Raw genomic sequence first — 19,757 nt, forward strand, 5'->3', positions numbered from 1 at the left:
TCGTCGTTGAAAAGCCTGCGGGTCAGTCCACCCACTCGACCCAGCCCGTGTAGGCCGTGACCAGCACGATGGCACCGAAGACGAGGCGGTACCAGGCGAAGGGCACGAAGTCGTGCGTGGAGACGTAGCGGATGAGCCAGCGGATGCACAGCAGCGCGCTCGCGAAGGCCACCACCGTGCCCACCGCGAACATCGGCAGGTCATGCAGGTAGAGCGCATCGCGCTGCTTCCACACCGAGTACGCGCCCGCGCCCATCAGCGTCGGGATGCCCAGGTAGAAGCTGAATTCGGTGGCGGCCTTGCGCGAGAAGCCCAGCAGCATCGCGCCCATGATGGTGGCGCCGGAGCGGCTGGTGCCGGGGATCAGCGCCAGGCACTGCAGCAGCCCGACCTTGAGCGCGTCCAGTCCGCTCATCTGGTCCACCGTCTCCACGCGCGCCAGGCGCTCGCCCTCGGTGTCGGACTGGCCGTAGCGGGCGCGGTGGATGCGCTCGATCCACAGGATCAGCAGCGCGCCCACGATGAAGGCCATCGCCACCGGCACGGGCTTGAACAGGTGTGCCTTGATGGTCTTGCCCAGCGCCAGCCCCAGCACCACCGCCGGGATGAAGGCCACCACCACGTTGAGCGCGAAACGGCGCGCCACGGGGTCGCCGCTGCCCAGCCCGCGCACCGTGCCCAGCAGCCGCTGGCGGTACTCCCAGATCACGGCGAACATGGCGCCGGTCTGGATCGCGATCTCGAACACCTTGGCCGTCTCGCCGCCGAAGTTCAGCAGCGAACCGGCCAGGATCAGGTGCCCGGTGGAAGAAATCGGCAGGAACTCCGTCAGACCCTCGACCACGCCCATCACGGCGGCCTTCAACAGCAGCATCCAGTCCACGTCAGCTCCGCTCAGCGCAAAGCCGGTGATGTTAGCCGCCGGCTGTGGCGCGCCCGCGACGGTTGTCGCGGCAACGGTCAGCGTGTGGACACGGACGTGAACTGCACCACGAGCCCCTGCTCGGTGACGTCGATGGGCCCTACGCCCAGCCCCGCGCGCTGCAGCCGCCGGCGCTGCTCCTCGGGCATCTGCCACAGCGCCAGGCCTTCAAGCAGTTGCTCCGCCAGCAGCCGGCCCACGCGCTGCGATGAGGCCGGCAACCCGCGCGGCAGGGTGTCGAAGTCCAGCCGCTGCACGCGCACCTGCGACAGGCGCAGCGTGGCGTCCTGCGCCTCCCAGCGCAGCGCGCCGTCGAAGCCGATGCGCCCGGCATAGTTGGAGTCGAACAGCCGCTCGCGCAACTGCAGCGCGAAGTCGCAGGCCAGGCGGTTCTGCTCAGGCAGCAGCGCCACCCGCGGCGCGCTCAGCGTGAGGTCCAGCACCTCCAGCACCCGCTGCGTGCGCGGAAAGCGCCGCGCCAGGCGCTCGTCGAGCTCGGATTGCGACAGGGTGAGCTGCGAGGGCAGCCCGAGGCTGCCGCAGCCCACCAGCGCGAGGCCCAGCGGCGCGAGGCCTGAGAGCAGCAAACGGCGGCGCGAGAGGGTCATGGAGAAATTCTAGGCAGTCGCGCGCAACGCTTCTGGCGCCGCCGCAAGCCCCATGACACGGGGGCCGCCTAGAATCCGCGCCGTCGATTCACGCCGTCTCACCCACACAACCATGAACGTCGAACAAGCCCGCTTCAACATGATCGAGCAGCAGATCCGCCCCTGGGATGTGCTGGATTCGGAAGTGCTCACGCTGCTGGGCGTGGTGAAGCGCGAGGATTTCGTGCCCACGTCGCAGCGGGCCCTGGCCTTCGTGGACATGATGGTGCCGCTGCGCGAAGGCGGCGCCGCCGGCCAATGCATGCTCGAACCCAAGGTCGAAGCCCGGCTGCTGCAGGAGCTGCGGCTGCAGCGCCACGAGAAGGTGCTGGAAGTCGGGGCCGGCTCGGGCTACATGGCCGCGCTGCTGGCGCACCGCGCGCAGCAGGTGTTCACGCTGGAGATCGTCCCGGAGCTGGTGGATCTGGCCCAGGCCAACCTCAAGCGCGCCGGCGTGACCAACGCCACCGTGCGCAAGGCCGACGGCTCGCAGGGCCTGCCCGGCGAGGCGCCCTTCGACGCCATCGTGCTGTCGGGCTCGGTGGCCTCGGTGCCACAGGCGCTGCTGGAGCAGCTCAAGATCGGCGGCCGCCTGGTGGCCATCGTGGGCCAGGAGCCGATGATGCGAGCCACGCTCATCACCCGCACTGGCGAGCGTGAGTTCGGCGAGGTGTACCTCTTCGACACCGTCGCGCCGCGCCTGCTCAAGTTCCCCGAGCCGCCGCGCTTCGCTTTCTGAGGCGCTGACCGAGCGATGCCGCGCCTTCACGTCACCGAGCTGCAGGATTTCCTGCAGGCGCAGTCCGCGCGCGAGCCCGTGCTGCTGGACGTGCGCGAGCCCTGGGAGATCGAGCGCGCCGCGCTGCGCCTGCCGGGCACGCGCGCGCTGGACATTCCCATGGGCGAGCTGAGCTCGCGCCTGAACGAGTTGCCCGACGACGCGCCCATCGTGTGCCTGTGCCACCACGGCGTGCGCAGCGCCCACGTGGCGGCCTGGCTGGAACGCAACGGTTTCGACGAGGTCTGGGACGTGGTGGGCGGCATCGATGCCTGGTCGCTGGAGATGGACCGGGCGCTGCCGCGCTACTGAAACCCCGGGCGGCCGTGCCGCGCCCTGGCTGACAAGACAAGACTCCCGGGCCGCCCGGCGGCGGCCCGCCAACACTTCCCCTGCCCCACATGCCGTCTCCGAAGAAACTCCGCCGACTGGTTGGCCTGCTGCTGGCACTGGCCGGCACGGCGCAAGCGCAGGGGCTGACCGAGCTGTACCAGGCCGCGCGTGGCTTCGACGCCGCCTACCTCAGCGCGCGCGCGCTGGCCGAGTCGGCCCCGTACCGCGCGGCCCAGAGCAACGCGCTCAACCGCCCCAACATCGCCCTGGCCGGCAGCGCCACGCGCACCGACGGCAGCACGAGCAGCTCCTCGGGCGCCAGCTCCTCGCGCGACTCCAACGCCAAGCAGCTGGCGCTCAACGGCCGCCAGCCGCTGTTCAACCGCGCCAACGACGCCACCATCGCCCAGTCCCAGCGCAGCCTGGAGGGCTCGCTGGCGGAGCTGCAGGTGGCCGAGCAAGACCTGCTCGTGCGCGTGGCGCAGGCCTACTTCGACGTGCTGTCGGCGCAGGACACGCTGGGCACCACGCGCGCGAGCAAGAAGGCCATCGCCGAGCAGCTGGCCTCGGCCAAGCGCAACTTCGAGGTCGGCACCGCCACCGTCACCGACACGCGCGAGGCGCAGGCGCGCTACGACCTGGCCACGGCGCAGGAAATCGCGGCTGACAACGACCTGCGTACCAAGCGTGCCGCGCTGGACCAGCTCGTGGGCCGCAGTGGCGTGCAGCCGCTGCCGCTGCGCCAGCCGGTGCGGTTGCCGGCGGAGCTGGCGCCCGAGTCCGTCGAACCCTGGGTTGAGGCCAGCCGTGCGCTGCATCCGCAGGCGCAGCGCGCGCAGGCCGCGCTGGAAATTGCGCGGCTGGAAACCGAAAAGGCCCGCGCCGGCGCGCTGCCCACCGTGGACCTGGTGGGTTCGATCTCGCGCGGGAACACCAACGGCGAAGGCGTGCGCACGTCGCTGACCAACGGCACCACGCAGACGCGCAGCATCGGCGTGCAGCTCAACATGCCGCTGTACGCCGGCGGCTCGATCAGCAACCGCGTCGAGGAGACGCTGCGCCTGGAAGAGAAAGCGCGCAACGACCTCGAAGCCACGCAGCGCAGCATCGCGCTGCAGACGCGCCAGCTCTGGAGCGCGGTGCAGTCGGGCCGCGCGCAGGTCGGCGCGCTGGAGGCGGCGGAGAACTCCAGCCGCCTGGCACTGGAGGCCACGCAGCTGGGCTACCGCGTGGGCGTGCGCGTGAACCTGGACGTGCTCAACGCCCAGACCCAGCTCTACACCACGCAGCGCGACCTCTACCGCGCCCGCTACGACCTGCTGGTGGGCGCGCTGCGGCTGCGCCAGGCCGCGGGCCTGCTGGAGCCGGGTGACCTGGCGCCGGTGGAGGGGATGCTGGAGACGGCGGCGCCCTGACCGGACCTGGGGCGGACGCCGCCCCTCAAATCACCGCCGGCAGCAGCCCCACGATGCGTTCGGCCATGCGCTCGGTGGCGCCGCGGTGGCGGCTGGCGAAGGTGAGAGCCCGCTCCACCCAGCCGTTGCGCTGCGGGTCGATGGCCAGCATGGCCGCATAGACCACGCCCTGCCGGATGTCGGCCGCACGCATCGCCGCGCGCGCCTGCACCGCCAGCTCCGCAGCCTCGGCGAAATTGAAGGTGTGCGGCCCCAGCACCAGCGGACAGCCGCAGGCCGCGGCCTCGATCAGGTTCTGCCCGCCCAGCGGCTCGAAGCTGCCGCCCAGCAGCCCGGCATCGGCACAGGCGTAGTAGGTCGCCATCTCGCCGATGGAATCGCCCAGCCACACGTCGGCCTGCGCGGCCTCCTCCGGCGGATCGCCCTCGCCCCAGCTGCCACGGCGCACGCAGCTGAAGCCGGCCTGCGCCACCAGGCCCGCCACCTCGTCGAAGCGCTGCGGATGGCGCGGCACCAGCACCAGCAGCGGGCGCGGCTGCGGCAGCTCGCGCCAGGCCGCCAGCAGCGGCGTCTCCTCGTTCTCGCGCGTGCTCGCCGCCAGCACCACCGGGCGCTGCAGCCGCGCGCGCCAGCGCTGCCCGCGCTCCAGCAACGCCGGCGGCGGCGCGATGTCGAACTTCAGGTTGCCGCATACCTCCACCGAGGGCGCGCCCATGTCGCGCAGGCGCTGCGCGTCGTCCTGCGTCTGCGCCAGCACGCGCAGGAAGCTCTCCGCTGCCGGACGCATCAGCGACGCGTAGCGCTCGCCCTGGCGCTGGCTCTTGGCGCTCAGCCGCGCGTTGGCCAGCACCATGGGCACGCCCTCCTGCTGGGCGACGTGCAGCAGGTTGGGCCAGACCTCGGTCTCCATCAGCACGCCCATGACCGGGCGGTGGTGGCGCAGGAAGCGGCGCACCGCGCCCGGCGTGTCGTAGGGCAGCCAGGTGTGGACATCGCCGGCGTGCAGCAGCGCGTGCCCGGCGGTCCAGCCGGTGGCGGTGCTGGTGGTCAGCAGCAGCCGCAGGTCCGGGCGCAGTGCACGCAGCGCGGCGATCAGCGGCGCGGCCGCGCGCGTCTCGCCCAGCGACACCGCGTGCAGCCACAGCAGCCGCCGCGGCGGCGGCGCCGGGTACTCGTAGCGGCCCAGGCGCTCGCCCAGGCGCTCACGGTAGGCCGGCTCCTTGGCGCCGCGCCGCCACAGGCGCAGCAGGTAGGCCGGGGTCAGCGTCCACAGCAAGCTGCCGTAGAGCGAGCGCGCAAGCGCAGCCACTGCCGTGCGGCCTCTGGCGGGCTCAGTGCGCCGCGGCGGCGATGCGGGCGTCGGGCTTGACGGCGCGCAGCGCGGCCATGAAGTCCGCCTCGATGCGCTCCAGCGCCTCGCTGGTGTGGCCTTCGAAGCGCATCACCAGCACCGGCGTGGTGTTGGAGGCGCGGATGAGGCCGAAGCCGTCGGGATAGTCCGCGCGCAGCCCGTCGATGGTGATGAGCTCGCTGCCCGGGAACTGCGCGGTCTCGCGCAGCTTCTCGATCAGCGCGTGCGGCTCGCCCTCCTCGCAGGCGACGTTGAGCTCGGGCGTGTTGAAGCTCTGCGGCAGCGCGTTGAGCACGGCGCTGGGGTCTTCCGCACGCGAGAGGATCTCCAGCAGCCGCGCGGCGGTGTACATGCCGTCGTCGAAGCCGTACCAGCGCTCGGAGAAGAAGATGTGGCCGCTCATCTCGCCGGCGATGGGCGCGCCGGTCTCCTTGAGCTTGGCCTTGACCAGCGAGTGCCCGGTCTTCCACATCAGCGGCTGGCCGCCGGCCTCGCGCACCACCTCGGTCAGGCGCTGGCTGCACTTGACGTCGTAGATGATCTGCGCGCCCGGGTGGCGCTGCAGGATGTCGCGCGCGAACAGCATGAGCTGGCGGTCGGGGTAGATGATCTGCCCGTCGCGCGTGACCACGCCCAGGCGGTCGCCGTCGCCGTCGAAGGCCAGGCCCAGCTCGGCCTCGGTGGCGTTCACGACCTTGATCAGGTCGGCCAGGTTCTCGGGCTTGCTGGGGTCGGGATGGTGGTTGGGGAAGTCGCCGTCCACGCGGCTGTAGAGGTCGATCACCTCGCAACCCAGCGCGCGCAGGATGGCCGGGGCGGTGGCGCCGGGAATGCCGTTGCCGCAGTCCACCACGATCTTCATCGGGCGCGCGAGCTTGCAGTCGCTGACGATGCGGTGCGTGTACTCGGGGACGATGTCCATGGCGCCGATGCGGCCCTCGCCCTGGGCATAGTCCTCGGCCTCCATGCGCCGGCGCAGGCCCTGGATTTCCTCGCCGTAGATGGCGCGGCCGGCCAGCACCATCTTGAAGCCGTTGTAGTCCTTGGGGTTGTGGCTGCCGGTGACCTGGATGCCGCTGTGGCAGCCGAACTCGCCGCGCGTGGCGGCCACGTAATAGAGCATGGGCGTGGTGACGGCACCGATGTCCACCACGTCGAGGCCGGTGGAGGCCAGGCCGCGCATCAGCGCCGCGGCCATGCCGGGGCCGGAGACACGGCCATCGCGGCCCACCACGACGGCGCGCTCACCGGCGGCCAGCGCCTCGGTGCCGAAGGCCCGGCCCAGGTGCTCGGCAAAGGTCTCGTCGATCGTCTGTCCCACGACGCCGCGGATGTCGTAGGCCTTGAACGCGGATGCGGCTGCTTGCATGGATGTCCTCCTGGCGGGTGATTGTAGGCAGCCCCCATGGGCCTTCCATGGCCAGCACGACCGATGCCGGCGCACCGGGTTGCGCCCGGCGGCTGCCTATGATCGAACGATGCAGTTCACATCGATCGCGGCCTCCAGGGGCCACTGCCGTGCCCGCGCGGCCCGCGTCCCTTGCCTGCCCTTCAACGGCAACGACCCGGCTCCTGGAGCCGCGCACACGGGGAGGCCGGCATGAAGGGACGCGACCGGCTGGAGCTGGTGCTGCTGGCGGCACTGTGGGGCGGCTCCTTCCTGTTCATGCGGCTGGCCGTGCCGGCCTTCGGCGCCTCGGCGCTGGCGGCGCTGCGCGTGGCCGTGGCCAGCGCGGTGCTGCTGCCGCTGCTGCTGTTCACCTTGCCGCAGCCCATGGCGGCCTGCCGCGGGCGCTGGGGCGCGCTGGCGGTGGTGGGTCTGCTGAACTCGGCCCTGCCCTTCCTCTGCTACAGCTACGCGGCGCAGTCCATCAGCGCCGGGCTGGCCTCCATCTTCAACGCCACCACGCCGCTGTGGGGCGCGCTGGTGGCGTGGCTGTGGCTGGGCGAGCGGCTGGACGGGCAGCGTCTGCTGGGCCTGGCGCTGGGCTTCGCCGGCGTGCTGGGCCTGGCCTGGGACAAAGCCAGCTTCAAGGGCGGCGCGGCGGACACGGGCCTGGCGGTGCTGGCCTGCCTGGCGGCCACGCTGATGTACGGCATCGCGGCCAATGCGACGCGGCGCTGGCTCACGGGCGTGCCGGCGCTGGCGCTGGCCACCGGCAGCCAGATGGTGGCCACGCTGGCTCTGGCGCTACCTGCGGCGCTGGCGTGGCCGGCGCAGCCCATAGGCGCCACGGCCTGGAGCGCGGCGCTGGCGCTGGGGGTGTTGAGCACGGGCGTGGCCTACGTGCTGTATTTCCGGCTCATCGCGCGGGTGGGACCGGCCAACGCGACGACGGTGACGTACCTGATCCCACTGTTCGCGGTACTGTGGGGCGCGCTGGTGCTGCAGGAGGCGGTGACGCTGTCGATGCTGGCTGGCGGAGCGGTGATCCTGCTGGGCACCAGCCTGGCCACCGGCTGGTGGCAGCCCTTCGGCCCGGCGCGGGAGCCGGGCAAGCCCGCGCGCTGAGCGGGCCCGCGGCTCCGATAAAGGCAGCCCTTACTTCTGCTGCTGCTTCTGCTGGCTCTTCTGGTCCTGCTGCTTGCGGTTGGAACTGGATTGGTCCTGTTGCTTCTGGGACTGCTTGTCCTGGCCTTGCTGGCTGGAGCCGCTCTTCTGCTGGGTCATGGCGATCCTTTCAAAGTCAACGGCAACATTGCCGGTGCGCAGCGCGGGCAAGCGAAGTGCCTACCAACCAGCCTGCGCCGAGCCGTCCTGGCGGCACCGTGGCACCGAGGTCCGGGACTCGGGCACCCCGGTTGCACCAGCCTCCGTTCAGCGCGAACACTCGCAAGGACAACCGCAGGAGGCCCAACGCTCATGAGCTCCACGCCCCAAGCCGCCCGGCGCGGCAAGCACGCTCCCTCCTCCCGGCATGACGGCGCGGCGCCGCCGGCGGCCATGCCGGCACACAGCGTCGAGCGCACCTACGACCGCTTCTCCTCCCTCTACGACCTGGTGTTCGGCAGCGTGCTGGAGCCGGGCCGCCGCGCCATGACGCAGGCCGCCGCGGCGCTGCAGCCCGCCTCGGTGCTGGAGGTGGGCGTGGGCACGGGCCTGACGCTGGCGGGCTACCCGGCGCACACGCGCGTGGTGGGCGTGGACCTCTCGGCCGAGATGCTGGAGCGCGCGCGCCAGCGCGCCGCGGCGCTGCCGGGCCGCGACATCTCGCTGCACCTGATGAACGCCGAGGCCATGGACTTCGAGGACGACAGCTTCGACTGCGTGACCATGCCCTACGTGCTGTCGGTGACGCCGCAACCATCGCGGCTGGTGGCCGAGGTGCGCCGCGTGTGCCGCGCCGACGGCACCATCCTGGTGGTGAACCACTTCAGCGGCAGCCGCTTCTGGTGGCTCATGGAGCGCGCCGTGCGCTCCATGGCGCAGCGGGTGGGTTTTCGCTCCGACTTCGGCTTCGAGGAGCACATCCTCGCGCACGACTGGCAACTGCAGGCCGTGCAGTCGGTCAACCTGTTCGGGCTGTCGCGCCTGGTGGTGCTGCGCAACACCAAGCCGCGCTGAACTTGCTGCGCCGCGCAACGGCCCGGCGGGCGGCGGCGCGGCTGTAATTCCTTCGGCAAGCGGCCGGCGCCGGCGGGCGCCGCTCAGCGACCGCTCAGCGGAGCATGGCCGCCGCCGTGGCCGTGGTCGCGCAGGGAGCTTTCGGCATCGAGCCCGGCGTTGTCCGAAACGCCCACGCCCAGCCGGCTGACCAACTCGCCGCCCAGCCACGCCGTCACCAGCGCCAGCGCCCCGGCGGCGAAGGACAGAACGAAAGCGCCGGCTTCGGGCGCCTCGGGCGTGCCGCGGCGCAGCAGCCAGCTGCCCAGGAAGACCCCCATTACCACCAGGTTGCCCACCCCGTGCAGCAGCCCGATGCGCTTGGCGCGCGTGCCGGCGGGGATGGCCAGCCAGTCGATGGTGCCGAAAGGCGCGGCCACCAAGCCGGAGAGCAGGCCCACGGAGATCAGGCAATAGGAGACGAAGGCCATCGTGCCGTTGCCGCCGACCAGGTACACCAGGTCGAACAGCAGCGCGGTGGCCAGCAGCCCCAGCGGGAAGACGATGAGCTGCTGGTGCACGGGATGGCCCAGCAGGCGGACGCGACTTTCCATGGCAAGACTCCTTCGGCGACGCGGCGCCGGGCATACGGGCTTCAGACAAAGGCAAGAGCCGCTGAGGCCGTTCCGCGACGGGCCTGCCGCGGCCGGCCGGTCCGGCGCTCCGGCTGGCGCTCCGCAATCCGGATGCCGGGATGCAGGCCCCAGGCCACCCCCCGGTGAAAGGCCCGGGCACGACGCCGGGAACTCGCCTTGCCTGCAGCCGTGCAACCAGGGCAACGGGAGAACGGTCTTGAACGGGTGCCGGCGTTTATCGATGGTGCTGGCGGGCGTGATGCTCGCCGGTGCGGCGCTGGGGGCGCCGCGGGCGGAGTTCGGCACGCAGCGTCCCTCCACCGAGACGCGCCGCATGGCGGACTGGATCGTGGTCACGGGCGATGCGCAATCGAAACCTTTCCTGCTCGTGGACAAGCGCAAGGCGCGGCTGTACGTGTTCGACGCGGCCGGCAAGCTGCGCGGCGCTTCGCCGGTGTTGCTGGGCTCGGCGCGTGGCGACGACACCGTGCCCGGCATCGGCGAACGGCCGCTGGCGCAGGTGCTGCCGCACGAGCGCACCACGCCGGCCGGGCGCTTCCAGAGCGAGATCGGCCGCAACCTGCGCGGCGAGGACGTGCTGTGGGTGGACTACGAGGCCGCGGTTTCCATGCACCGCGTGCTCACGACCAATCCGCAGGAGCGCCGGCTGCAGCGCCTGGCAACGCCGCGCGTGGACGACAACCGCATCTCCTATGGCTGCATCAACGTGCCGGTGGCCTTCTTCGAGAAGGTGCTGATGCCGGTCAGCCGTGGCGGCGCCGCGCCCGTGGTGTACGTGCTGCCGGAAGTGCGTCCGATGCGCGAGGTGTTCCTGCGCATGCCGCCCTACGCAACGGCGCTGGCCCAGGCCTCGAACGGCGCCGGCCGCGGCGGCGTTGCCACCAAGCCCCTGCCCTGAGCCCACCCCTGCCCGGCAGTCCAAAGCAAAGGGACCGCCGAGGCGGTCCCTTCGTCTTGCGGCAAAAGGGCCTCGCGTGGAGGACCCTCAGCGGACTCAGTTGCGATCGGCGCGCGGCGCGCGGGTGCTGCCGCCGGCGTCGGTGCCGCTGCCATAGGTGCTGCCCGTCGAGCCGGTGCCCATGCTGCTGGTGCCGGTGCTGCCGGACATGCCCGTGCCCGACGAGGACGAGCCGCTGCCCGTGGTGCTGCTGGGCGCGTTGTTGCCCATGGTGCCCGGGGTGGTGCCCATGTTGCCCGACGTCGTGTCGCCAGTGACGCCGGTGCTGCCGGAGCCCGTGCCCGAGCCGGTGGTGCCCATGCTGCCGGAGCTGGTGGAGCCGGAAGTGCTGCCCGTGCCCGCGCCAGTGGTGCTGCCCGTGCTGGAGCCGGTGGCGCCGCTCGTGGAGGAATCGGACGTGCTGCCCGTGCCCGCGCCAGTGACGCTGGGGCTGGTGGCCGTGTTGGGACCGGTAGGTGCGGGCACGCCCGGGGTGGCGCTGCCCATGCCGGTGCTGCTGGGGTTGTCCGTCGTGCCCGAGCCGGTGGTGGACTGCGCATAGACCAGACCGGAAGCCGTGGCCGCACAGATGGCGGCGGCCAGAAGGCTCTTGCGAACGATGCTCATGTGATCGACTCCTGATGAGTTAAGCCGACGTCGGCGCTTGATCTGATGGTGCGGAACGTGCAGTTCCGTGCCATCGGGCGTCGCGTCCTGGCCGTGCAGAGTCGGCAACGCACGTGCCCGGTAAAGCCAAGGCCCGCGCCGCGAGCCGTGCTCGCGCGTCGCGGACCGGCCCGGCTCAAGCGCGCACGAACAGCGTCACCAGCGGCTCGTCGCCGAGCTGGCGGCTGCGGTGGCCGTGCAGCGTGGGGTCGAACACCGCGCCTTCGGGCAGCGTGTCGGCGGAGTAGAAATGCTCGCCCGGGCCGAAGACGCGGGTGCTGCCGTCCTGCAGCCCGATCTCCATGCGTCCGCGCAGCACGAACAGCCACTGGGGGTGGCCGGTGCAGTGGAAATCGCTCTTGAAGCCCACCGGGCTCTCGCGCAGTTGCAACGCGGCCGCGGGCATGAGCTGCGACAGCCGCGCCGCGGGCGTGCCTTCGGACAGGGGAATTTGCACCTCGCGAAAGCGGGCACGGCCGTCGGTGTCGGTGAAGAGCTGGACTTGGGTAAAGGTGTTCATGGCGCGATTGTCACCGTGCGCCGGGCCGGCTCCGGGAGCCGGCATGGGGCTGCGACATACTGCGCGTCCCCGGGCCCAACCCGGGCCGACGTGGCCGTCGTCCCGGGGCGTCGACTTCTCAACCAACTCTTCCACGAGACCTCCTCATGAACAGCAGCACTCCTCACGACAAGGTCGCCCTCGTCACCGGCGCGGGCAGCGGCATCGGGCGCGCCTGCGCGCAGGCCCTGCTGCGCGACGGCTGGCGCGTGGTCTTCGCCGGGCGGCGGCTGCAGCCGCTGGAAGAGGCCATCGCGGCGGTGGGCGATCCCTGGGGCGACATCGGGCAGCGCGCGCTGGCGCTGAGCGCGGACGTGTCCGACGCCGCGGCCGTGCAGCGCCTCTTCGACACGCTGCAGCAGCGTTTCGGGCGGCTGGACCTGCTGTTCAACAACGCCGGGACCTTCACCGCGCCCACACCACTGGAGGAGCTGCCGCTGGAGCGCTGGCAATCGGCGGTGGACGTGAACCTGCACGGCCCCTTCCTGTGCACGCAGCAGGCGTTCCGGCTGATGAAGCAGCAGTCGCCGCGGGGCGGGCGGATCATCAACAACGGCTCGATCTCGGCGCACGTGCCGCGCCCGCTGTCCGCGGCCTACACCATCACCAAGCACGCCATCAGCGGCCTCACGCGCGCCGCGGCGCTGGAAGGGCGGGCCTTCGACATCGCCGTGGGGCAGATCGACATCGGCAACGTCGCCACCGACATGACGGAGCTGATGGCACAGGGCGCGCTGCAGGCCGACGGCAGCGTGCGCTCCGAGCCGCGCATGCGCATGGACGCCGTGGTCAGCACCTTCCTGACCATGGCGCGGCTGCCGCTGGAAGCCAACGTGCTGACCATGACCGTGATGGCCACCGGCATGCCCTACGTGGGCCGGGGCTGAGCGGCGCGACCGCCCTCACACCGCCGCGGCGGTGCTCGCCGCCGCGGTGCCGGCCGCAGGCAGCGACGGCTGCGGCTGTGGCTGCGGCGCGGGCTTGTCGGCCATCACCACGTGCGTCTCGGGCACCGGGTAGCCGGCGGCGCCGAAGGTCTCGCTGATGACGCGGTTGGTGTCGAAATACACCTGCCAGTAGTGGTTGGTGTGGGTGAAGGGCCGCACCGCCAGCCGCGTGCCGCGCTCGTTGAAGTCGATGATCTCCACCACCGGCGCCGGGTCGCGCTCGACGTTGGGAATGTTGAGCAGCGCCGTGCGCAGCCGGGCGATGGCGTCCTGCGGGTTGACCGAATGGGCCAGTTGCGCCTCGCGGTCCACGCGCCGCCAGGCGCTGGCGGAGTAGTTGGAGATGGTGTCGCCGAAGACCTTGCCGTTGCCCACGAAGGTGGTGACGTTGTCGGGCGTGAGGATGGTGGTGGCGAAAAGGCCGATCTCCGTGACCGTGCCTTCCACGCCGCCGGCCTTGACGTAGTCACCGACCTTGAACGGGCGCAGCACGATGAGGAAGGCGCCGCCGGCGAAGTTGGACAGCAGCCCGGCCCAGGCCGCGCCGATCGCCACGCCCGCGGCGGCCAGCAGCGCGGCGAAGGAGGTGGTCTCGACGCCGAAGTAGCCCAGGATCGCCACCACCAGCACGATGTTGAGCGTCACGGTCACGGCGCTGGCGACGTAGCGCAGGATGGTGGGATCCACGCGCTGGCGCGTGGCCGCGGCGGACACCAGCCGCACGGCCAGCCCGATGAGGTAGCGGCCCACGATCCAGACCGCGATGGCCCCGGCCGCCTTGAGCCCGAAGCTCATGAGCTGCACGCTAGCCACGTCCCAGAGGTTTTCCCAATCCATTGCCTTGCTCCACGAAGTTGAACAGAGCCTCGGCCACGGCTGCGCCGGGGTGCAAGGCTTATGCGGAGCAAGGGCCGTCCGGGACAAGCTCCAAGCGCGTAAGAAGACGCTGGAAAAGGTTGCAGGCGGCACCCAATGAAAAAGCCCCGCCGCTTGCGCGGCAGGGCTTCATCGGAGATTGGTGGAGCCGGGGGGAATTGAACCCCCGTCCGCAAGCCATCACCGGACAGTTCTACATGCTTAGCTGACTGATTTGAGTCTCACCCCCCGGGTCGCGCAGCAGCACGCTACCCGTGGAGCCAGTCACTTGATCTCGTTACCAACCGAGTGACCCGGTCAGCAACCAGCCGATGTGAATGACCTCTCAGCCCTTGCGGGCCCGGCCCATCGGCCTGCCGTTGAGAGGCTCACCGGTGTTAAGCGGCGAGAGCGAAACGTTCGTCGTTCGCAGTTACTTTGGTCCAGTGGATTTACGAGCGAACTGGTGCTCGGCATGCCCTGCGCCGGATCCGCACCCACGTCGAAACCGGGTCGGCCCCTTTGCTGAGAAATCTATTTTAGGCCAGTCCGAGCCACTTCAAGAGCCCAGGGGGATTTTCGATCACGGCATCGGCGCCCCACTCGTGAATCGGCTCGCGCTCGCCCAGGTAGCCCCAGGCGGCAGCCAGCGTGGCCATGCCCGCGGCGCGTCCGGCTTGCACGTCTCGCAGGTCATCGCCGACGTAGACACAGGCCTGCGGTGCCACGCCCACGCGGCGCGCCGCCTCCAGCAACGGCTCAGGATGCGGCTTGGCATGCGCCGTGGTGTCGCCGCAGATGAGGGCGGCAGCGCGCTCCTGCAAGCCCAAACCCTGCACCACCGGCAGCGTGAAGCGCTCGTGCTTGTTGGTCACGATACCCCAGCACAGTGCCGCGCGCTCCAGTGCCTGCAGCACCGGCACCATGGCCTCGAACACGGCCGTGCGCTGCAGCAGGCCGTCGGCATAGCGCTGCAGGAACTCGTCGCGCAGCGCCTCGAAGTCCGCGTCGCCGGGCGCGGTGCCGAAGGCCGCGCCGACCATGCCGCGCGCGCCCGCACCCACCATCGGACGCAGCCGGTCATAAGGCACTTCAGGCAGGCCGCGCGCCACGCGCATGGCATTGGCGGCGCCGGCCAGGTCCGGGGCGCTGTCGATGAGCGTGCCGTCGAGATCGAAGAGCACGCAACGGATGGAAGCAGTCATGGGCAACAGCAGCCGGCGCGCGGCGCCGGACGTTCGTCAGGCCGGCTTGCGCAGGCCGAAGAGGTAGTTGACGCTGGTATCGTGCGTCAGCGAGTAATGGCGCGTGAAGGGGTTGTATTCCAGCCCACGCGTGCGCTGCAGCTCCAGCCCGGCCTCGCGGCCCCAGCGCGCAAGCTCGCTGGGGCGGATGAACTTCTCGTACTCGTGCGTGCCGCGCGGCAACAGCTTGAGCACGTACTCCGCGCCCACGATAGCGAACAGGAAGGCCTTGGGGTTGCGGTTGAGCGTGGAGAAGAAGACCCAGCCACCAGGCTTGACCAGCGCGGCGCAGGCGGCCACCACGGACTCCGGCGCGGGCACATGCTCCAGCATCTCCATGCAGGTCACCACGTCAAAGCGCGCTGGCTGCTCGGCCGCCAGCGCCTCCACGGGCACCTCGCGGTAGTCCACGTTGTGCACGCCAGACTCCAGCGCGTGCAGCTGCGCCACCTTCAGCGGCTTGACGGCCAAGTCAATGCCCAGCACCTGCGCGCTGCGCTGCGCCATGGCTTCGGCCAGGATGCCCCCGCCGCAGCCCACGTCGAGCACCTGCTTGTTGGCCAGAGGCACCAGCGACTCGATCCACTGCAGTCGCAGCGGGTTGATCTGGTGCAAGGGACGGAATTCACTGTCGGGGTCCCACCAGCGGTGGGCGAGCTCGCTGAACTTGGCCAGCTCCTGGGGGTCGGCGTTGATCATGGCGCCCATCGTAGCCCTACAGAAAAGCACAAACCCCGCCGTGGCGGGGTTTGCTGACGCATCGGTCCGAAGACCGGACGGCTTACTTGGCGCGCGTACCGACCACTTCGATCTCGACGCGGCGGTTCTTGGCACGGCCGTCGGCGGTCTTGTTGTCGGCCACGGGCTGCTTCTCGCCCTTGCCTTCGGTGTACACGCGGTTCTTCTCAACGCCCTTGCCCACCAGGTAGGCCTTGACGGCTTCGGCGCGGCGCACCGACAGACGCTGGTTGTAGGCGTCAGTGCCGACGGAGTCGGTGTGACCCACGGCGATGATCACTTCCAGGTTGACGCCACCGGTCTTGGCCACCAGGTCGTCCAGCTTGGCGCGCGCTTCGGGCTTCAGCACGGCCTTGTCGAAATCGAAGAACGCGTCGGCGGCGTAGGTGACCTTCTCGCTCACCGGAGCGGGCGGCACGACGGCCGGGGCCGGGGCGGGCGCCGGGGCCGGAGCCGGGGCAGCGGCCGGCGGGGCCACGGGGGCGGGGGCGGGCGGCTTCAGCGCGCCGTCGCAGGCCTGGTCGGCGGTAGCCGGCGTCCAGGAGGAATCGCGCCAGCACAGTTCGTTGGTACCGTTCTTGACAACCGTGCCGTCCGTGGCACGCCAGTTGTCGACCGTCTGGGCAAACGCGCTCGACAGCGGGGCAGCAAGCGCGGCGGATGCAAACAGCACCGCCACGGCGTTCAGTTTCTTCATTGATTCTCCTCTCAAGGAAAGCCGCAGGACTCTGCGAAACGTCCGAATCGGAAGCAAGACAACCTGGCAAACACCCGGTCTCGCGAGCGATCACCACCGACGACCCATTGTGCCATCGGGGGTTTCTTGACCCGCCCATTTTGGCCTGGACGCCCCGGCGTGGCGCCTGCCCCTGTTGCGCCGGAGCTACAGGCCGCGCCGCTTAGAATGTTCGATCCGCTGCTTTACGCGGAGCCGGCTCCGCGCCCGCGCGCGAGGGTCGCGCCCGTCGTCCCATGACCCAGTTCGCCAAGGAAACCCTGCCCATCAGCCTCGAAGAGGAGATGCGGCGCTCGTATCTCGATTACGCCATGAGCGTGATCGTGGGCCGCGCCCTGCCCGATGCGCGCGACGGCCTCAAGCCCGTGCACCGGCGCGTGCTGTACGCCATGCACGAGCTCAACAACGACTGGAACCGCCCTTACAAGAAGTCCGCCCGCATCGTCGGCGACGTGATCGGTAAATACCACCCGCACGGCGACAGCGCGGTGTACGACACCATCGTGCGCATGGCGCAGGACTTCAGCCTGCGCCACATGCTCGTGGACGGCCAGGGGAACTTCGGTTCCGTGGACGGCGACAACGCCGCGGCCATGCGCTACACCGAGATCCGCCTGTCGAAGATCGCCCACGAGATGCTGGCCGACATCGACAAGGAAACCGTCGATTTCGGGCCCAACTACGACGGCTCCGAAAAGGAGCCGCTGGTGCTGCCCACGCGGCTGCCCAACCTGCTGGTCAACGGCAGCGCCGGCATCGCCGTGGGCATGGCCACCAACATCCCGCCGCACAACCTCAACGAGGTCGTGGACGCGTGCCTGCACCTGCTGGGCGCGCCCGAGGCCACGCTCGAAGAGCTCATGGAGATCATCCCGGCGCCGGACTTCCCCACCGCCGGCATCATTTACGGCCTCAACGGCGTGCGCGAGGGCTACCGCAGCGGCCGCGGCAAGGTGGTGATGCGCGCGCGCTGCCACTTCGAGGACATCGGCAAGAACGGTGAGCGCCAGGCCATCGTCGTCGACGAGATTCCTTACCAGGTCAACAAGAAAACGCTGCTGGAGCGCATCGCCGAGCTCGTCAACGAGAAGAAGCTCGAAGGCATCAGCCACATCCAGGACGAGTCCGACAAGTCCGGCATGCGCGTGGTCATCGAGCTCAAGCGCGGCGAGGTGCCGGAGGTCGTGCTCAACAACCTCTACAAGCAGACGCAGCTGCAGGACAGTTTCGGCATCAACATGGTTGCCCTGGTGGACGGCCAGCCCAAGCTGTGCAATCTCAAGCAGCTGCTGGAGATCTTCCTGGAGCACCGGCGCGAGGTCGTCACGCGCCGCACCGTGTACGAACTGCGCCGCGCGCGCGAGCGCGGCCACGTGCTCGAAGGCCTGGCGGTGGCGCTGGCCAACATCGACGAGTTCATCGCCATCATCAAGGCCGCCCCGACGCCGCCGCTGGCGCGCACGGAGCTGATGGCGCGCAGCTGGGACTCGTCGCTGGTGCGCGAGATGCTCGCCCGTGCCCAGACCGGCGCCATCGGCGGGCGCGAGGCCTTCCGCCCCGCAGGCCTGCCCTCGCACTACGGGCTGCAGCCCGACGGCCTGTACCGGCTCTCCGACGAGCAGGCCGGCGAGATCCTGCAGATGCGGCTGCAACGCCTCACGGGCCTGGAGCAGGACAAGATCATTGGCGAGTACCGCGACGTGATGGCCACCATCGCCGACCTGCTCGACATCCTGGCGCGGCCCGAGCGCGTGACGACCATCATCAGCGACGAGCTCAAGGCGCTGCGCGCGGAGTTCGGCCAGACCAAGATCGGCGCGCGCCGCTCGACCATCGAGCACAACGTGCAGGAGCTCGGCACCGAGGACCTGATCACGCCCACCGACATGGTCGTGACGCTCTCGCACACGGGCTACATCAAGAGCCAGCCGCTGGCCGAGTACCGGGCGCAAAAGCGCGGCGGCCGCGGCAAGCAGGCGGCGCAGACCAAGGAAGACGACTGGATCGACCAGCTCTTCATCGCCAACACGCACGACTGGATCCTGTGCTTCTCCAACCGCGGGCGCGTGTACTGGCTCAAGGTCTGGGAGGTGCCGCAGGGCGGGCGCGCCTCGCGCGGCAAGCCCATCGTCAACATGTTCCCGCTGCAACCCGACGAGAAGATCACCGTCGTGCTGCCGCTCACGGGCGAGTTCCGCACCTTCCCCGGCGACCACTACGTGTTCATGGCAACCGCCTTGGGCACCGTCAAGAAGACGCCGCTGGACGAGTTCAGCAACCCGCGCAAGGCCGGCATCATCGCCGTCACGCTCGATGAGGGCGACTACCTCGTGGGCGCGGCGCTCACCGACGGCCAGCACGACGTGATGCTGTTCTCCGACGGCGGCAAGGCGGTGCGCTTCCCCGAGGACGACCTGCGTCCCATGGGCCGCAACGCGCGCGGCAACCGCGGCATGAACCTAGAGCCGGGCCAGAGCGTGATCGCGATGCTGGTGGCCGAGGACGAGTCGCAGAGCGTGCTTACCGCCACCGAGAACGGCTTCGGCAAGCGCACGCCCATCACCGAGTACACGCGCCACGGGCGCGGCACCAAGGGGATGATCGCCATCCAACAAAGCGAGCGCAACGGCAAGGTCGTGGCCGCCACGCTGGTGCGCGAGGCCGACGAGATCATGCTCATCACCGACCGCGGTGTGCTGGTGCGCACCCGTGTCTCCGAGATCCGCGAGATGGGCCGCGCCACGCAGGGCGTGACGCTGATCGCGCTGGATGACGGCGCGCGCCTGGGCGGCCTGCAACGCATCGTGGAGAACGATGCCAACGTGGACAGCACGGCCGCTCCCGAGGCCGGCGAGGAGAACAACTGACATGTGGAAGTCGATCGCGCTGGCCGCGGCGCTGGCCGTGGCCGGCGGCGCGCACGCCCAGACCAAGAAGGAACTGGTGCAGAAGGTGCTGCAGCTGCAGCAGCCCAGCATCGAGGGCATGGCGCGCAACCTCGCCGAGCGCCCGGCGGTGCTGATGCTCCAGCAGGCCGGCCAGGTGCTGCAGGCCCGGGTGGCGCCGGACAAGCGCGAGGCCCTGTTCAAGGATCTCCAGGCCGAGGCCAAGAAATACGCCGAAGAGGCCGTGCCGGTGGCGCGCGAGCGCATGGTGAAGCTTGCGCCCTCCACCGTCGGCGCGCTGCTGGAGGAAAAGTTCAGCGAGGACGAGCTCAAGCAGGTGATCGCCTGGATGGAATCGCCCGTGAACCGCAAGTTCCAGCAGCTCATGCCCGAGATGGAGCAGTCGCTGGTGAAAAAGCTGGGCGCGGAGCTGGCGCCGACGCTCGACCCCAAGATCCAGCGCCTGGAGCAGGCCATGCGCAATCGCCTCGAAGCCGCCGGCGTGCCCATGCCCGCAGCCAGCGCCTCTGCCGCCAAGAAGTAA

21 protein-coding genes and 1 other RNA gene are annotated in these 19,757 nt (G+C 70.3%); 10 read left to right on the plus strand and 12 right to left on the minus strand.

What is annotated here, in order from left to right; all coding sequences use genetic code 11:
- Window positions 1–22: 22 nt before the first annotated feature.
- On the minus strand, window positions 23–883 hold the full coding sequence (locus Q0741_RS26095; protein ID WP_298236118.1) for an undecaprenyl-diphosphate phosphatase: 861 nt from the start codon (window positions 881–883) through the stop codon (window positions 23–25).
- 77 nt (window positions 884–960) lie between these two features.
- Window positions 961–1,530 carry a hypothetical protein gene (locus Q0741_RS26100; RefSeq protein WP_298236119.1) on the minus strand — a complete coding sequence of 190 codons (570 nt, stop codon included), beginning with the start codon at window positions 1,528–1,530 and terminating at the stop codon, window positions 961–963.
- Window positions 1,531–1,642: 112 nt separating this feature from the next.
- On the opposite strand from Q0741_RS26100, the gene Q0741_RS26105 reads away from it, so the two are divergent.
- The 3 genes from Q0741_RS26105 (at window position 1,643) to Q0741_RS26115 (ending at window position 4,095) form a co-directional block, all read left to right on the plus strand.
- The gene (locus Q0741_RS26105; protein ID WP_298236120.1) at window positions 1,643–2,308 is read left to right on the plus strand and encodes a protein-L-isoaspartate O-methyltransferase; all 666 of its coding nucleotides are present in this window, start codon (window positions 1,643–1,645) and stop codon (window positions 2,306–2,308) included.
- Window positions 2,309–2,323: 15 nt separating this feature from the next.
- Window positions 2,324–2,659 (plus strand): rhodanese-like domain-containing protein, encoded by a 336-nt coding sequence (locus tag Q0741_RS26110; RefSeq protein WP_298236121.1) that lies wholly within the window; start codon window positions 2,324–2,326, stop codon window positions 2,657–2,659.
- A gap of 89 nt (window positions 2,660–2,748) precedes the next feature.
- Window positions 2,749–4,095, plus strand: coding sequence for a TolC family outer membrane protein (locus tag Q0741_RS26115; protein WP_298236122.1), 1,347 nt, complete (start codon window positions 2,749–2,751; stop codon window positions 4,093–4,095).
- Window positions 4,096–4,120: 25 nt separating this feature from the next.
- Here Q0741_RS26115 and Q0741_RS26120 read toward each other — a convergent pair whose 3' ends face one another.
- Together Q0741_RS26120 and Q0741_RS26125 are read right to left on the minus strand one after the other, a co-directional pair.
- Complete coding sequence (locus Q0741_RS26120) at window positions 4,121–5,404, minus strand: 3-deoxy-D-manno-octulosonic acid transferase (protein WP_298236123.1); 1,284 nt, start codon at window positions 5,402–5,404, stop codon at window positions 4,121–4,123.
- A gap of 22 nt (window positions 5,405–5,426) precedes the next feature.
- Window positions 5,427–6,815: a phosphomannomutase/phosphoglucomutase gene (locus Q0741_RS26125; RefSeq protein ID WP_298236124.1), complete on the minus strand. Its 1,389-nt coding sequence runs from the start codon at window positions 6,813–6,815 to the stop codon at window positions 5,427–5,429.
- Window positions 6,816–7,046: 231 nt separating this feature from the next.
- Between Q0741_RS26125 and Q0741_RS26130 the strand changes: the two genes are divergently transcribed.
- Window positions 7,047–7,958, plus strand: a complete 912-nt coding sequence (locus Q0741_RS26130; RefSeq protein ID WP_298236125.1) for a DMT family transporter — start codon at window positions 7,047–7,049, stop codon at window positions 7,956–7,958.
- Window positions 7,959–7,988: 30 nt separating this feature from the next.
- Here Q0741_RS26130 and Q0741_RS26135 read toward each other — a convergent pair whose 3' ends face one another.
- On the minus strand, window positions 7,989–8,117 hold the full coding sequence (locus Q0741_RS26135; RefSeq protein WP_298236126.1) for a hypothetical protein: 129 nt from the start codon (window positions 8,115–8,117) through the stop codon (window positions 7,989–7,991).
- A 192-nt stretch (window positions 8,118–8,309) separates the two neighbouring features.
- Between Q0741_RS26135 and Q0741_RS26140 the strand changes: the two genes are divergently transcribed.
- Window positions 8,310–9,011, plus strand: coding sequence for a methyltransferase domain-containing protein (locus Q0741_RS26140; protein ID WP_298236127.1), 702 nt, complete (start codon window positions 8,310–8,312; stop codon window positions 9,009–9,011).
- 83 nt (window positions 9,012–9,094) lie between these two features.
- Here Q0741_RS26140 and Q0741_RS26145 read toward each other — a convergent pair whose 3' ends face one another.
- The gene (locus Q0741_RS26145; protein WP_298236128.1) at window positions 9,095–9,604 is read right to left on the minus strand and encodes a DUF2231 domain-containing protein; all 510 of its coding nucleotides are present in this window, start codon (window positions 9,602–9,604) and stop codon (window positions 9,095–9,097) included.
- Between the two features lie 262 nt (window positions 9,605–9,866).
- On the opposite strand from Q0741_RS26145, the gene Q0741_RS26150 reads away from it, so the two are divergent.
- Window positions 9,867–10,544 (plus strand): L,D-transpeptidase, encoded by a 678-nt coding sequence (locus Q0741_RS26150; RefSeq protein WP_298236129.1) that lies wholly within the window; start codon window positions 9,867–9,869, stop codon window positions 10,542–10,544.
- Window positions 10,545–10,752: 208 nt separating this feature from the next.
- Entirely contained in the window at window positions 10,753–11,145 is a 393-nt protein-coding gene (locus Q0741_RS26155; protein WP_298236130.1) for a hypothetical protein, read from the plus strand.
- A 240-nt stretch (window positions 11,146–11,385) separates the two neighbouring features.
- Here the strand turns inward: Q0741_RS26155 and Q0741_RS26160 are convergent, their stop codons facing one another.
- A complete protein-coding gene (locus Q0741_RS26160; protein WP_298236131.1) occupies window positions 11,386–11,769 on the minus strand; it encodes a hypothetical protein in 384 nt (127 codons plus the stop codon).
- A gap of 146 nt (window positions 11,770–11,915) precedes the next feature.
- Between Q0741_RS26160 and Q0741_RS26165 the strand changes: the two genes are divergently transcribed.
- Window positions 11,916–12,695, plus strand: a complete 780-nt coding sequence (locus Q0741_RS26165) for an SDR family oxidoreductase (RefSeq protein WP_298236132.1) — start codon at window positions 11,916–11,918, stop codon at window positions 12,693–12,695.
- Between the two features lie 15 nt (window positions 12,696–12,710).
- Here Q0741_RS26165 and Q0741_RS26170 read toward each other — a convergent pair whose 3' ends face one another.
- From Q0741_RS26170 to ompA, 5 genes are all read right to left on the minus strand, one after another.
- On the minus strand, window positions 12,711–13,592 hold the full coding sequence (locus Q0741_RS26170) for a mechanosensitive ion channel family protein (protein ID WP_298236133.1): 882 nt from the start codon (window positions 13,590–13,592) through the stop codon (window positions 12,711–12,713).
- Window positions 13,593–13,771: 179 nt separating this feature from the next.
- Window positions 13,772–14,131: a transfer-messenger RNA gene (gene ssrA / locus Q0741_RS26175) on the minus strand.
- Between the two features lie 18 nt (window positions 14,132–14,149).
- A complete protein-coding gene (gene gph / locus Q0741_RS26180; protein ID WP_298236134.1) occupies window positions 14,150–14,815 on the minus strand; it encodes a phosphoglycolate phosphatase in 666 nt (221 codons plus the stop codon).
- A gap of 36 nt (window positions 14,816–14,851) precedes the next feature.
- Window positions 14,852–15,553: a bifunctional 2-polyprenyl-6-hydroxyphenol methylase/3-demethylubiquinol 3-O-methyltransferase UbiG gene (gene ubiG, locus Q0741_RS26185; protein ID WP_298236135.1), complete on the minus strand. Its 702-nt coding sequence runs from the start codon at window positions 15,551–15,553 to the stop codon at window positions 14,852–14,854.
- An 82-nt stretch (window positions 15,554–15,635) separates the two neighbouring features.
- Complete coding sequence (gene ompA, locus Q0741_RS26190) at window positions 15,636–16,289, minus strand: outer membrane protein OmpA (protein WP_298236136.1); 654 nt, start codon at window positions 16,287–16,289, stop codon at window positions 15,636–15,638.
- Window positions 16,290–16,564: 275 nt separating this feature from the next.
- Here ompA and gyrA point away from each other — a divergent pair, with 275 nt between their 5' ends.
- Both gyrA and Q0741_RS26200 read left to right on the plus strand, forming a co-directional pair.
- Entirely contained in the window at window positions 16,565–19,195 is a 2,631-nt protein-coding gene (gene gyrA / locus Q0741_RS26195) for a DNA gyrase subunit A (protein ID WP_298236137.1), read from the plus strand.
- A gap of 1 nt (window position 19,196) precedes the next feature.
- The gene (locus Q0741_RS26200; RefSeq protein WP_298236138.1) at window positions 19,197–19,757 is read left to right on the plus strand and encodes a DUF2059 domain-containing protein; all 561 of its coding nucleotides are present in this window, start codon (window positions 19,197–19,199) and stop codon (window positions 19,755–19,757) included.

The sequence above is a fragment of the uncultured Azohydromonas sp. genome (genome assembly GCF_937926365.1).
Taxonomy (GTDB): Bacteria; Pseudomonadota; Gammaproteobacteria; order Burkholderiales; family Burkholderiaceae_C; genus Azohydromonas.